This is a genomic window from Streptomyces sparsogenes (genome assembly GCF_001704635.1).
Lineage (GTDB): Bacteria > Actinomycetota > Actinomycetes > Streptomycetales > Streptomycetaceae > Streptomyces > Streptomyces sparsogenes.
The window spans coordinates 1-12,379 of the sequence record NZ_MAXF01000096.1 but is presented as its reverse complement, the minus strand read 5'-3'; the positions used below and the strand labels follow the sequence as shown (position 1 = coordinate 12,379).

The window sequence follows — 12,379 nt, the reverse complement described above, 5'->3', positions numbered from 1 at the left end:
CGCGGCTCGCAGGAGCATGCGTGCGACGTCCCGCTACCCGCCCAGCACCGCCCGCACCTCGTCGACCAGCCCGCCCGCCAGGGCCACCCGGGCCACCAGCTCGGGCGGGCCACCGCCGAGCGCCCCCAGCAGCGCCCCGGCCCGGTCGCCGAACCCGGGGGGCGTGTCCGGCATCGTGGCCACCGCCGCCAGCGCGCCCTTCTCGTTGAGGCACCAGCGGCGGTGGTGGGCGAAGAGGGCCTGGACGAGGACGCCGACGGCCCGGGAGAGGCTCAGCGAGACGTGCAGGACATCGCCGCGCCGGGCCGACTTGGCGGCGTTCGAGACCAGGAAACCCGCCTCCCACGCCGCCCCGGTCAGCGCTTCCCGCAGCGGCTCGGGATAGGTCCCGGCCTCGGCGCGCAGCGTGCCCAACTCCCCCGAGGGGTCGGCCAGCACCCGCCCCAGGGCCACCTCGCCCGCGTAGCAGGGCGACCAGAACCCCAGCGGGTGCCCGGCCTGCACGCCCACCTCGTGCCGCCCGGCGCGGCAGTCCTGCCACACCGCGCGCACCCGGTCGGCGTCCCGCAGGATCCAGTCCACCGCCTGCCCGCGCACGTCCAGCCACGCCCCGCCGTTCACCCACGGCCCCCATTCCCCCGGGCCCGCGACCTCCACCGGCCCGCCGGTCACCTCGGCGGCCAGCGCCCGCAGTGCCGCCACGTCGAGCGGGCCCCGGTAGTACACGCCGAGGTCCCAGTCGGAGTCCGGCGCGTGTTCGTCCCGCGCCCGGCTGCCGCCGAGCATCACCCCGACCACGCCGTCCACCTCCACCAGGCGGGCGGCCATCTCCTGGATCTCGTTCATCGGCCCATCATCGCGGTCGTAGCATGGCGGCCGTGACCCGAACCGCGAATCTCGCGCTGATCAGCGGCAGTACGCGCCATGGCTCCACCAACACGGCGGTGGTGCTGTCGCTGGTCGAGCTCCTGGGCGACACGACGCGCCCCGTGCCCTATCTGGACCTGGCGAAGCTGCCGCACTTCAACCCGGACGACGATGTCGAGCCGCTGCCCGCGGAAGTCGTCAGGCTCCGGGGCATCATCGCGGAGGCCGACGCGGTGCTGTTCTGCACCCCGGAGTACGCGGGGGACCTGCCCGGCTCGTTCAAGAACCTGCTGGACTGGACCGTCGGCGGGATGGAGATCGTCGACAAGCCCGTGGGCTGGATCAACGCGTCGTCGTCCCCGACCGGAGCCGAGGGGGCCCACCGGGCCCTGCGTACGGTCCTCGGGTACACCGGCGCGGAGATCGTCGAGGCGGCCTGTGTCCGGGTGCCGGTGCCGCGGGCCGCCGTGGACCCGGAGTCGGGGAGGATCACCGACCCGGCCGTGCGCGAGGGCATCGGCGAGGCCGCCCGGACGCTGATCGACGCCGGCCTGAAACGCCGGGACTCAGTCCGCGACGGCGAGGACGGCGGCGAGGGCCAGTAGGCCGAGCCCGGCGAGCATGCAGTCAACCGCGATCCGGATGAGACGGAACTTCCGCACGGCGAGTTCGGCCATGAACCTCACGTGTTCCACCTGGTAGCCGGAGGCCAGCCGCTCGCGCAACCGGTCGTGGCTCATCCGGCTCCAGCTCGTCCAGCCGTCGCCGCTGAGGTTCGGGCGCACCGCGAGCAGCAGGAGGACGGTCGCGACCAGCAGCGCGGCGGCGCCGAGGGAGCCGGCCACGGCGGTCGGCACGCGCGGGTGGAGGCCCGGGGCGGTGGAGCCCAGCGCCACCAGCGCGGCCCCGGCCAGGGCCAGTAACAGGCTCGCCTTGGACTCGGAGCGGGCGAGGTCGGCCTGGAGGGACGCCACGGTCGCGCTGATGCTCTCCCGCGCGGCGTCCGGTCGCGGGTCGGGGGCGGTGGTGGCCATGGGGTGCGTCCTCCCGTGCGCTTCAGCAGGCCCTTCGCGGCCTGTCGGGAGTTAGGACGCCCCGTCCCGCCGCTCCGTTTCGGGCTCGGGCTCGGACTCTTCGGGCTCGGACGCTTCGGGCTCGGACTCTTCGGGCCCGGACGCTTCGGGCTAGGACCCGGACTTCGCCTCGGGCCCGGGCACCTCGGCCACCACGACGTAGAGCGTCACCGCCGCGAGGAACGGCCCGGTGGCGAGGTGGTCGAGGAACCGCCGCGCCGCCTCCTCGCTGAAGTATCCGGCCGCGGCCGCGCGTTCCGCGTTGCGCTGGAAGCCGAGGATCCGGTCGGCCGCGCGGGCGTCCCGGAAGACGGAGGTGACCGGGACGACGGAGGGGGCGGTGAATCCGGCCCCGGCCGCGAGCCGGGGCAGTTGGCGGCCGATGACGCCGTTGCGGACGATCCGGTCGGCGATGTGGCGGGTGTAGGCGCGGGACAGCTCGGGCTCGGGGTGGTCGATGGCGAGCGAGTCCCAGTCGGGCTCGCCCATGACCAGCCGTCCGCCGGGGCGCAGCACGCGCCGCGCCTCGGTGAGGACCCGGGCGGGGTCCGCCACGTGCTGCAGGACGCGGTCGGTGCGGGCGCGGTCGACGCTCGCGTCCGCGAGGGGGAGGGCGTGGGCGTCCGCGAGCCGTACGTCCACCGCGGGGAGGTCCGCCGTACGCTCGCGGGCCCGGTCCACCGCCTCGGGGTCGGTGTCGACGCCGATCACGGTGCCGGAGGGGGTGACCGCCTCGGCGAGGGCGGCCAGGTCGGTGCCGGGGCCGCAGCCCAGGTCGAGGGCGGTGTGGCCGGGGCGGGCCGCCAGCGCGTCCCGCATGACCTGCTTGTACGAGCGGGCGGCGGCGGTCCCGGCGAGCCGGTCCAGATAGCCGATCCGATCGGGCACGGCGGCCTCGAACATCCGCTCCGTGACCTCGGCCAGGGACCGCAGCTCCCGCTCCAGCGCCGCGCGCCCCTTGTCCGTGAGGCGCACCGGGCGCTGGCGGCCCGCCCCGGGCAGGGGCTCGACCAGTTCCTTGGCCTCCAGGCGCGCCAGGGCGCCGTAGAGGCTGCCGGGGCCGAGGCGTTCGCCCGACAGCTTCTCGACGGCCGCGTTGATGGCGTAGCCGTGGAGGGGGCCGTCGGCCAGGGCGCTGAGCACCAGCATCTGGGCGTCGTGGGTGCGCATGGGGCTGTCCTCGTCTCCGTGGGAACGGCAGGGCCTCGCCCTCCATGCTACGCGGCGCGTAGTACGCGAGGCGTAGTATTCGGGAAACAGGCCGCAGGCCGCTCTATCCTGGGCCCGTACGCACCCGTACGGCCGTCGACCCGACGCGACCCGACCTGACCCGAACCGACCCGACCCGGAGCACCCCCTTGTACTTCACCGACCGCGGCATCGAGGAGCTGGAGAAGCGGCGCGGCGAGGAGGAGATCACCTTTGAGTGGCTCGCCGAGCAGCTGCGCACCTTCGTGGACCTGAACCCGGACTTCGAGGTCCCGGTGGAGCGGCTCGCGACCTGGCTGGCCCGGCTCGACGACGAGGACGAGGACGAGTAGCCGGGCAGCCGGGCAGTGATCCGGAACGCGTAACCGCCGTCGACGCCGCCCTGCGCGCCCTCGCCCCACTCGGCGGGGACGCGCCGGGCCCGCGGCTCAGCCTTTCAGGTAAATGTCGAGCGCCTCGCGCCGCCCTCTGTCGTATTCCTCCTGGCCGGAGCCGACAAGATGCCTGGACAGCCCGGTCTCCAGACCGTATCCGTTCTCCTTGGCCCACCCCGCGACCATATGGTTCACGTGCTGCTGGCCGAGGGTGAACTGGCCCTCGGTGATTTTGGCGGCCTTGGCGTTCGCCGCGGCGATCTCGTCCTCCTTCCAGTCGTAGAAGCCCCCGTAAAGAATGCGGTAGACGACGTCCGCCGAAAATCCGTAGACAGAGGACTTTCCTGCCAGGGACGCAGTGGCGCTGACACCGGCCTGCATGCCGCCAGTGGCGACGAATTCCCCCGTCTGGAAGTGGTTGACCCAGGACACTCTGTGGTCCTTGTTGTCACTCACGATGTCTGCGCCGATGCCGTCGTAGACACCGAAGACATGCGATGCTTCCTCGATGACCGCAGCACGGTCGTCAGGCTTCTGGAAGTCCGTCGTGGAAAGCGTCCCTGCGGCGTAGAACTTCTCGGCGTCGTGCACCTGGCGAAACGCGTCGCCGTCCTCCGCCACACCGCGCAGGATGCGGGCCAGGCTGTCCTTCCCGACGGCCATATGGGCGCCCTTGGGGTCACCCGTGTCGTTCCACACGTCGTCCTTGTCCATGTACAGGCCCCGGCCTTTCAATGTCTCATGGACATCGGGCGTGTAGTCGACGAGCATATGGGCCAGGGGCTTCCGCAGCTGGTCGGGAATATGGGCCCCGTTCCGGCCGTCGTCGAGGACCTTGATGGTTTCGCGCATCACCCGCGCCTCGGCATCGGTGTGGTAGCCGAGAACGTGGTCGGTGCCCGGCGCATTACCCGTGGCGGCCACCTCGAGCGCCCGGCCGAATCCGCTGCGCACATCCGCGTCGGGGGCGTCGTTGCCCGGGATCTCGACCTTACCGGTCGAGTTCACGGTGTTCCTGACGTCCCAGTCGCGTTCCCGCAGCAGGTACTTCAGCCGGTCGTTGCCACCGTCCGACGTCGGGTCGAGATACGAGGTGGCGATCTTGGGATCACGGCTCATGATGTCGAGGGCGCCGTCGACGGGGTCGTTGGCGAACCAGCCGTCGTCCTTGCCGCTGAACTCTCCGTAGAGGTCCCAGATGTTCTTGTCCTTCCGCTCCGCCGCGATCATGTCGTCGGTCACATCGGAGAGGAACTGCCTGGAATAACCCCCGCCCTGCTTCATGAGGGTGACCAGGCTCTGGTAGCCACGGGCCTGCTGGCCGTGCCCGTAGCCCACGCTGATCTTGTCGCCCACCGCGTCCAGGTCGTACTTCTCGACGCCCGCCTTTTTGAGCCCCTCCCGCCACTTGTCGTAGAAGGGGTCGGAGGGGGACTTGGTAGCGGTGGCCAGAGTGGTGGCCAGGCCCTTTTCCAGGGCGCGGAAGTTCTCCTTGTCGTCGCCCTTGGCGAGATCGAAGTACTTGTTGGCGAGTTCGATGGTGCCCTTGGGGCCCATGCCCGCCAGGAAGGTCTGGCTGAACGTCTTGTCGTGCTGGTTGTCCCGGAACAGCCGCTGGTACTCGGCCATCTCCTTGGCGCTGAGCTTCTCGCCGGAGTTGAGCTTGGTCGAGAGTTCCTGCGCCTCCTCGGCCTCGACCTTCTCGATATCGCCTTCGGCCTCGCCGTTGAACCCGTTGACGGCACCATCGAAGATGTCGGGATCCTGTGCGGCTGCCTTGAGCGCGAGCTTCACGCCCTGGTCGGCGTCATCGACCGCCTTCACGGCGGCGGCGATGTGTTCCGTCCATGAAAGCTCGGTGGCGTGCAGGTCCGGGTCGTGCTTGAGGGAGAAGGCCTCCTCCTGGCTGACCTTGGAGAAGTCGTACGTCGCCCTGCCCTCCTCCGAGACCTTCATCCCGGCCTTCACCGCGTCCGCGACCGCGGACTTCACCTTCCCGCGCAGCTCCACGAACTGCGTATGCGCGTCCCGCAGGAGCGAGGCGATCGCACGCGCCTCCTTCGGCGCGGCGCCGAACTGCTCTCCGGTCTTCTGCATGTCGGGGCGCGCCACCAAGAGCGCCTGACCGTTCCAGGTCCCGTCGAGCCCGACCGACTTGACCTGGCTGTCGTAGGCCTTCCGCACCGCCTCGAACTTCTTGGCCGCCTCGTCCCACTGCTTGGCGGCGGTCTCGAGGAGGGACAGATCGATGGTCATGACCTGGTGGTACGTGAGCATGATTCCCCCTTCAGCGATATGCCGAGACGCGAGCCCGGAGCGATATGTCTTACGGATAGGGAATGAACGGGACGAGCAGGCATGAATTCCCCCGTGGCACAGTTACCAAGTGGCAGATCGCATAAAGCGATTGCCGGTGAAGCTAGCACGCCCACGATGGGCGGCCGCAGTTAGGTAAGGGGCGGCCAGGGGGCTCGGATCGCGACCGCCTCGGCGACCTCTTCCGCGACCTCTTCCACGGTGCGCCCGTCGGTGTCGACGCGGCTGCCCAGGGCCGCCCGCTCCAGGGCGGCGGCGTCGGCCACCGCCGCGTCGGCCGCTTGGAGCAGCCGCTCGGCGGGCCGCCCCCGCAACGGGTCGCCCGGCTGCGGCCAGCTGCCGCCCCGCCCACGGCCGAGGATCCGGCGCGTCAACTCCTCACGCCCGGCGTGCAGTCGGCAGAGGGTCACGGTGGCCGGGGCGAGCGCGTCCGTGTACGCCTGGAGTACGGACTCGTCCTCGACATGGCCGACCACGGTGAGGCACCGGGCCCCCACCGCGCGGTACGCCCGCCCACAGGACGGCCAGGTTGCGGGACTTCACCCGGTGGTTGCGGGGGTCGTCGGCCGGGGTGGGGCCGCAGAAGCCGATCTGGTCGAGGTCGAGGTACGCCGCCGTACGGCCGTCGCCCAGGGCCTTCCGGAAGAGCTGGAAGCCGACCGTCGACTTCCCCACGCCGGTCGCCCCGCACAGCCACAGCACCGAGCCGCCGGCGGCGCTCGCCGAGCCCGCGTCCGGTGCCGGGGAGGTCAGCGGCGCCGGCACCGGCACCGGCACCGGGGAGGTCAGCGGAGACGGGTCCGGGGAGAGGTCCGGAGACGGGCCCGGGGAAAGGTCCGGGAACGAGGCCCGGGAGGGCTTTTCGGTGGTCGGGAGGGCGGGCCACCCGCCGGTCTCCTCCCGCACCCGCTCCACCACCTCGGCCACCGAAAGGCCGCTGGTGTCCACGCACCCGTCCGCGCGATCGCCCGCGTCCATGGCCTCGGCGTTCCGCAGCGCGTCCGCCAGGGCCACCGTCGATCCCGCGCGCCCGAGGAGCCGCCGTGTCAGCTCGTCGTGTCCGGCGCGCAGCCGGCACACGGTCAGCGCGGCGTCCGGGATCAGGCCGGCGTGGACGCCGTGCGCGGGGTCCACGACACCGGGGCCGCCCGGCCCTCCGCCACGCGGCCTGTCGCCCTGGTGCCTCACGCCACCACCGGCCCCCGCCCCGGCGCGCCCGCCTCGTAGTCCAGCCGGGGGTCGGAGGCCAGCACGGCCTGCTGAAGGCGCTGCAGCTTGGCGGACGGTTCGAGCCCCAGCTCCTCCGTCATGGCGAGCCGCAGCCGCTGGTAGACCGCGAGCGCACGGGTGCGCTGGCCGGAGCGGTGCAGGGCGAGCATGTACTGGCCGTGCATGCCCTCGTGGAAGCGGTGCTCGACGACGAGGGAGGCCAGGTCGCTCAGCGCCTCCTGGTGGCCGCCGAGCCGCAGCCGGGTCTCGATGCTGCGCTCGGTGACCGTGAGCCGGGACTGTTCGAGGCGCGCGACCTCGGCCTGAAGGGGACGCCCGTGCGGCGTGACGTCGACCAGGGCCGGCCCCTGCCAGATCGACAGCGCCCGCCGGAACGCCGCGTCCGCGGCCCGCTCGTCGCCGACCTCCAGGGCGTGTTCCCCGGCGGCGACGAGGTCGCGGTAGCGGTGCACGTCGAGCTGGCCGTAGCGCAGCACCAGGGCGTAGCCGCCGGGCCTGGTCTGGAGGACGTCCCGGGCGACCGCGGCCGGGGGGACGCCGAGCGCCTGGGCGAGCAGCTTGCGCAGGTGCAGGACGTAGGTCTGGAGCGTGGTCAGCCCGGTGCGCGGCGGCCCCTCCCCCCACAGCTCGGCCATCAGGGACTGTACGGGCACCATCCGGCCGTCGTGGAGCAGCAGCAGGGACAGGACCTTGCGCGGCTTCATCGCGCTGGGCACCGCCGACTGGTCGCCCTGGCGCAGGGTCAGCGGCCCGAGGACGCTCACGTCCATGGGTGGTGCACCTCCTCACACTTCACCTGCGGTACGCGCGTACGAACAGGTCGGCGGCCTTCTCGCAGATGGCCGCGGCTTCGTGCCCGGGGAGCGGGCGGGTGCCGTACATCGACTGGTGCAGGCCCTGCTGGACGAGCAGGGCGACGAACTGGCGGGCCACGGTGGCCGGGTCGTCGACGTCCAGCTCGCCGCGCTCGGTGCGGCGGGTGAGGAGGGCGACGAGGTGGGACACGAGCTGCTGGGGTTCGCCGTCCGCGCAGGCGGGGCGCAGCGAGGGGTGGCGGGCCACCTCGGAGATGACCAGCCGGCGCAGGGCGGAGGCGCGCTCGTCGAGCAGCACCCGGAGCACCCGGTGGCCGAAGACGACGAGGGCGGCCCGGACATCCCCCGCTCCCCCGGCCCCGCCTCCGGGGCCTGAGCCGTGACCGGGGCCGGAGCCAGGGTCGGGATCGGGTTGGGCGTCGGTGTCGGGTTCGAGATCGGGTTCGAGGTCGGGGGTGAAGTGGGCGGCGACCCGCTCCCGTTCGCCCTCGACGGCCGCGAGGAACAGCCGCTGCTTGTCGCCGAAGTGGTTGTAGACGGTCTGTTTGGACACGCGGGCCTCGTCGGCTATGACGTCCACGCTCGCCCGGGTGTATCCCTCGCGCAGGAAGACGGCGACGGCCGCCTCCAATATGGCCTGGCGCTTGGCGGGCTGAGGGCCCGCCGGCCGGCCCACCGCGCCGCGCCGCGGCACGCTGTCCGTCCGCAAGGCTGCGACCTCCTGACTGCGATGCGCTCTTGCCCCCAATGGACTTGCGAGTCTAGCCTTCCTTCACCGCACTGGACTAGTCGGTCCAGTCCAATTAATTAAGGCCCCAAGGCCCACCCCCGAGGAGAGAGCTCCATGAGCGCACCGGAGAACAGCGACGTCCTGCGCCACCTCACCCTGGCGCCGGAGGCGCAGAACCAGCTGTTCCTGGAGGCCCGTACGGCCAACACGTTCACCGACGAGCCGGTCACGGACGAGCAGGTCCGCGCCATCTACGAACTGGTCAAGTACGCGCCCACCTCGATGAACCAGCAGCCGCTGCGCGTGGTCCTGGTGCGCTCGGAGGAGGCCCGCGCCCGGCTGGTGTCGCACATGACGGGGCGCAACCAGGAGAAGACGGCGAAGGCGCCGCTGGTGGCGGTCCTCGCGGCGGACCTGGACTTCCACGAGGAGCTGCCCCGGCTGGTCCCGTTCATGGAGAACCCGCAGGACATCTTCGCCGACCCGGGCGTCCGCGAGGGGTCCGCGCGGTTCAACACGGCTCTTCAGGTGGGCTACTTCATCCTGGGCGTGCGGGCGGCGGGGCTGGCCGCCGGGCCGATGATCGGCTTCGACCACGAGGCGGTGTCGAAGGAGTTCTTCAAGGACGGCCGGCACCAGGCGCTGTGCGTCGTCAACATCGGCAAGCCGGGGCCCGACGCCTGGATGGGCCGGCTGCCGCGCCTGGAGTACGACGAGGTCGTCACCACGGTCTGACCCGGCCCTGCACCACATACGGAGCGCCTGTGCCCCGACGGCGGGGCACAGGCGCTCCTCGTTGCCGCGGCTCAGCTCTCGATCAGTTCATGGAACGCGACGGTGTCGAAGATGTCCTCCATCCTCGTCGCCTTGCCGTCCCGCATCGTCCAGGAGTGGACGAAGTCCAGGGTCGCGGTGGTGCCGGTGCGGGAGGTCACCTCGCGGGTGCCGAAGACCACGACCCGGTCGCCCTGCTCGATGAACTCCCGGGGGTTGAGCCTCATCCCGCCGAGCACGCTCGGGACGTGCGCGAGGAACTCCTTGATCCCCGCATGGCCGAGCTTGGTGCCGCCGAGGCCGTACTTGGCCATCCCGTCCGGGTGCACCCACTCCACGTCGGGGTGCATCCCGGAGAGGATCCCTTCGACGTCCCGGTCGCGGAAGCCCGCGTAGCACGCCCGGATGGCCTCGATGTTCTGTGACGCCACGGTTGTCGTATCTCCTCGCATCAGGCAGCGGATCAGGCGGGGGGTCAGGCAGGGGGGTCAGGCGACGGGCGCGGCGGGCCCGGCCGGGCGCGGCTTGACGTGCTCGGGGTACAGCGCCTCGAGGGTCTGCCGCACCCCCTCGCGCCACGGCACCCGGCAGGGGCCGGTGATCTCCAGCCGCCGCGCGGGGTCGAACTGGTAGGTCTCCCGGGTGACCTCGCTGGGCACCAGCTTGGCCTCGACGCCGCTGAGCTCCTCCAGGTAGCGGACGCAGTCGGTCATGCCGACCGGCTCGTCGCCGCCCCAGTTGACCAGCGTGGCGGGCACCGACGCGGCCGCCCACAGCTTGGGCACCTGGTCGACCAGGTCGTCGGTGTGCAGCAGGGAGCACCAGTTCTGGCCCTCCAGCGGCACCGGTATCGGCTCGCCGGCCAGCATCCGCTTGAAGTAGAGCATCGGCACCCCGCCATAGCCGCCGGGCCCGTACGCGATGTTGAGCCGGGCGATGGTGGTCGGCAGGTTCAGCACGCTCGCGAAGGCCCGTACGGTGCCCTCGGCGGCGATCTTGCCCACGGGGTAGGGGGGCAGCCAGTCGGCGACCCCGTCGACCGGGTCGTCCTCGGCGTACGCGTGGTCCAGGGTCTGCCGCTTGTAGAGCGCGCCCGTGGAGACGTACAGGAACGCCTCCGCGCCGCGGCAGTGGCTCATCAGCCGGCCGGAGGCGACGGAGTTGACCTCGATCGCGGCGTTGAAGTCACCGTCCTCGCCGCGCCGCACCGCCGAGTGGATGACGTGGGTGAAGTCGTCGGGGAGCCCCTCGTACGCGGCCCCGCCGAGGTCGTTCATGTCCCAGCGGTACGTCCTGATCCCGCGGGCGGTCAGCTCCTCCTCGACGCCCGGGGTGCCGAACCGGCCCAGGCACCACACCTCGTTGTGCTCGGCCAGGGCCTCGGCGACCGGGCGGCCGACCTGTCCGCTGCCGCCGGTGACCAGGATCTTCTTGCCTTCCAACCTGCTCTTCTCCTCTTGCTCGCCGTGCACGCCTCGCTCGCCTTGCACGCACGCCTACTTGCCGTCGCCCAGCGCGCGGTCGAGTTCCCGGCGCAGGATGGCCTGGAAGGCCGCGACGTGCTGGGGCCCCATCAGGGTGTAGTGCTCGCCCGGCACGTCGATGTAGCGGTTGGCCTCGGTGGTGTGCTCGTCCCACCTGCGCAGCTCGTTGTTCAGCCAGTCCTCCTTGGTGCCGCGCAGGGGGATGGCGTAGAAGACGGTCATCGACCGGGTGGTGCCGGTGGGCGTGTAGGTGCGGCCGAGATCGGTGAGCCCGCCCGCCAGCTCGGCCCAGGCGGTGAACTTGGCCAGGTCCAGGTCCAGCTCGGCCAGCCGGCCGGGCGGGGCGATCTCCAGGAGGTGCGCGAGCTGCTCCTCCTTGGGCAGCCCGCGCAGTTGCCCGGGGAGGTCGAGGGACTGCTTCTTGTTGATCAGGTCGAGGAAGAAGGCCAGGTTGGTGGCGGTCTCGACGAAGTCCAGCTCGTCCATGCGGTACTTGATATGCGGGGGCAGGTTGAAGCTCCCGACGAAGTCGACGCGCTCGCCCTGGGCCTCCAGCGCCTTGGCGATCTCGAAGGCCACCGCGCCGCCGTACGAGTAGCCGGCGACCGCGTACGGGCCGTGCGGCTGGGTGGCGCGGATGGCGTCGACGTAGGTGCCGACCATCTCCTCGAAGCTCTCGAACGGCTTCTCGCCCTCGTTGAACCCCCGGGCGCGCAGGGCGTAGAAGGGCCGGTCGCCGACGAAGTACTTGGCGAGGTTGACGAAGACCAGGACCTCGCCGACCCCCGGGTGGACACAGAACAGCGGCGTCTTGTCACCACGGGGTTGCAGCGGGACGACCGGGTCGTACGCCCGGGCGGTGGGCGTGCCGCCCTCGCCGAGCCGGGCGGCGAGCTGCCGCACCGAGGGGGCGGTGAGCACGGTGATGACCGGCAGGTCCGCGACGCCCAGGCGGCGTGCCACCTGGCGTCGCAGCCGCAGGATGTCCAGCGAGGTCCCGCCCAGGTCGAAGAAGCTCGCGGTGACGCTGACCTCGTCCGGGGCCAGCTCGAACATCTCGGCGTAGATCTCGGCGAGCACCCGCTCCCGCTCGCCCTCAGGCGCCGAGTACCCGCCGAGCCTGCGGGTGGTCAGCTCGGCGACGCGCGCGATGACCTCGTCGAAGCCGCCGGACTCCAGGCGCGTCCGCATCCGCTGGCGCAGCGTCTTGCCCAGGCTGGTCTTGGGGAACGCCTCCTTGGGCAGCGGCAGGATGAGGGAGGGCCGGAACCCCCAGTGCATCACCACGGTGGAGCGCACGGCGGTGAGCAGTCGGTACAGGCCCGCCTCGTCGTCCTCGGCCGTCTCGGGGGCGACCGCGACGACCAGCTGCTCGGTGTCGCTGCCGGGCCGCCGGGTGGGGAAGGCCGCGACATAGCCGCCGGCCACGCCGTCGAGCTGCTCCAGCACGGCCTCCAGCTCATGGCTGAAGTAGTTGACGCCGTTGACGATGATGCTTGCTGCGCCC

The 12,379-nt window shown here is 71.7% G+C and carries 14 protein-coding genes; 3 read left to right on the top strand and 11 right to left on the bottom strand.

All coding sequences use genetic code 11. The annotated features are described in order from the left end of the window. Positions 1-33: 33 nt before the first annotated feature. Positions 34-846: a DUF4037 domain-containing protein gene (locus BBH68_RS20100; protein WP_065964449.1), complete on the bottom strand. Its 813-nt coding sequence runs from the start codon at positions 844-846 to the stop codon at positions 34-36. A gap of 32 nt (positions 847-878) precedes the next feature. On the opposite strand from BBH68_RS20100, the gene BBH68_RS20095 reads away from it, so the two are divergent. Then, entirely contained in the window at positions 879-1,472 is a 594-nt protein-coding gene (locus BBH68_RS20095; RefSeq protein WP_079151108.1) for an NADPH-dependent FMN reductase, read from the top strand. On the opposite strand, the gene BBH68_RS20090 is transcribed toward BBH68_RS20095, so the two are convergent. Both BBH68_RS20090 and BBH68_RS20085 read right to left on the bottom strand, forming a co-directional pair. Beyond that, complete coding sequence (locus BBH68_RS20090) at positions 1,434-1,901, bottom strand: Pycsar system effector family protein (protein ID WP_065964446.1); 468 nt, start codon at positions 1,899-1,901, stop codon at positions 1,434-1,436. The genes BBH68_RS20095 and BBH68_RS20090 overlap by 39 nt on opposite strands. 150 nt (positions 1,902-2,051) lie before the next feature. Continuing rightward, a complete protein-coding gene (locus BBH68_RS20085) occupies positions 2,052-3,110 on the bottom strand; it encodes a methyltransferase domain-containing protein (RefSeq protein ID WP_065964443.1) in 1,059 nt (352 codons plus the stop codon). Positions 3,111-3,298: 188 nt separating this feature from the next. Here BBH68_RS20085 and BBH68_RS20080 point away from each other — a divergent pair, with 188 nt between their 5' ends. Then, on the top strand, positions 3,299-3,481 hold the full coding sequence (locus tag BBH68_RS20080; RefSeq protein ID WP_014176503.1) for a DUF6104 family protein: 183 nt from the start codon (positions 3,299-3,301) through the stop codon (positions 3,479-3,481). Between the two features lie 96 nt (positions 3,482-3,577). Here the strand turns inward: BBH68_RS20080 and BBH68_RS20075 are convergent, their stop codons facing one another. The 5 genes from BBH68_RS20075 to BBH68_RS20055 all read right to left on the bottom strand — a co-directional run bounded on the left by BBH68_RS20075 (position 3,578) and on the right by BBH68_RS20055 (position 8,593). Next, positions 3,578-5,800, bottom strand: a complete 2,223-nt coding sequence (locus BBH68_RS20075) for a hypothetical protein (protein ID WP_065964442.1) — start codon at positions 5,798-5,800, stop codon at positions 3,578-3,580. 170 nt (positions 5,801-5,970) lie between these two features. Next, positions 5,971-6,213 (bottom strand): hypothetical protein, encoded by a 243-nt coding sequence (locus BBH68_RS20070; protein WP_065964440.1) that lies wholly within the window; start codon positions 6,211-6,213, stop codon positions 5,971-5,973. Between the two features lie 4 nt (positions 6,214-6,217). Beyond that, a complete protein-coding gene (locus tag BBH68_RS20065) occupies positions 6,218-6,973 on the bottom strand; it encodes a nucleoside/nucleotide kinase family protein (RefSeq protein ID WP_065964439.1) in 756 nt (251 codons plus the stop codon). Positions 6,974-7,023: 50 nt separating this feature from the next. Then, positions 7,024-7,839, bottom strand: a complete 816-nt coding sequence (locus BBH68_RS20060; RefSeq protein WP_065964438.1) for an AfsR/SARP family transcriptional regulator — start codon at positions 7,837-7,839, stop codon at positions 7,024-7,026. A gap of 22 nt (positions 7,840-7,861) precedes the next feature. Then, a complete protein-coding gene (locus BBH68_RS20055; RefSeq protein WP_065964437.1) occupies positions 7,862-8,593 on the bottom strand; it encodes a TetR/AcrR family transcriptional regulator in 732 nt (243 codons plus the stop codon). A gap of 135 nt (positions 8,594-8,728) precedes the next feature. Between BBH68_RS20055 and BBH68_RS20050 the strand changes: the two genes are divergently transcribed. Next, on the top strand, positions 8,729-9,349 hold the full coding sequence (locus tag BBH68_RS20050) for a malonic semialdehyde reductase (protein WP_065964436.1): 621 nt from the start codon (positions 8,729-8,731) through the stop codon (positions 9,347-9,349). Between the two features lie 71 nt (positions 9,350-9,420). Here the strand turns inward: BBH68_RS20050 and BBH68_RS20045 are convergent, their stop codons facing one another. From BBH68_RS20045 to BBH68_RS20035, 3 genes are all read right to left on the bottom strand, one after another. Beyond that, positions 9,421-9,819, bottom strand: coding sequence for a nuclear transport factor 2 family protein (locus tag BBH68_RS20045; RefSeq protein WP_065964434.1), 399 nt, complete (start codon positions 9,817-9,819; stop codon positions 9,421-9,423). Positions 9,820-9,876: 57 nt separating this feature from the next. Further along, the gene (locus BBH68_RS20040; RefSeq protein WP_065964431.1) at positions 9,877-10,830 is read right to left on the bottom strand and encodes an NAD-dependent epimerase/dehydratase family protein; all 954 of its coding nucleotides are present in this window, start codon (positions 10,828-10,830) and stop codon (positions 9,877-9,879) included. A gap of 54 nt (positions 10,831-10,884) precedes the next feature. Next, a partial coding sequence (locus BBH68_RS20035) for a thioesterase domain-containing protein (protein WP_141713030.1) occupies positions 10,885-12,379 on the bottom strand: 1,495 nt, incomplete at its 5' end.

Excerpts from the sequence above, each read along its gene's own strand:
- BBH68_RS20100 (WP_065964449.1), bottom strand. The coding sequence starts at position 846 with ATGAACGAGATCCAGGAGATGGCCGCCCGCCTGGTGGAGGTGGACGGC.
- BBH68_RS20090 (WP_065964446.1), bottom strand. The coding sequence starts at position 1,901 with ATGGCCACCACCGCCCCCGACCCGCGACCGGACGCCGCGCGGGAGAGC.
- BBH68_RS20085 (WP_065964443.1), bottom strand. The coding sequence starts at position 3,110 with ATGCGCACCCACGACGCCCAGATGCTGGTGCTCAGCGCCCTGGCCGAC.
- BBH68_RS20075 (WP_065964442.1), bottom strand. The coding sequence starts at position 5,800 with ATGCTCACGTACCACCAGGTCATGACCATCGATCTGTCCCTCCTCGAG.
- BBH68_RS20060 (WP_065964438.1), bottom strand. The coding sequence starts at position 7,839 with ATGGACGTGAGCGTCCTCGGGCCGCTGACCCTGCGCCAGGGCGACCAG.
- BBH68_RS20050 (WP_065964436.1), top strand. The coding sequence starts at position 8,729 with ATGAGCGCACCGGAGAACAGCGACGTCCTGCGCCACCTCACCCTGGCG.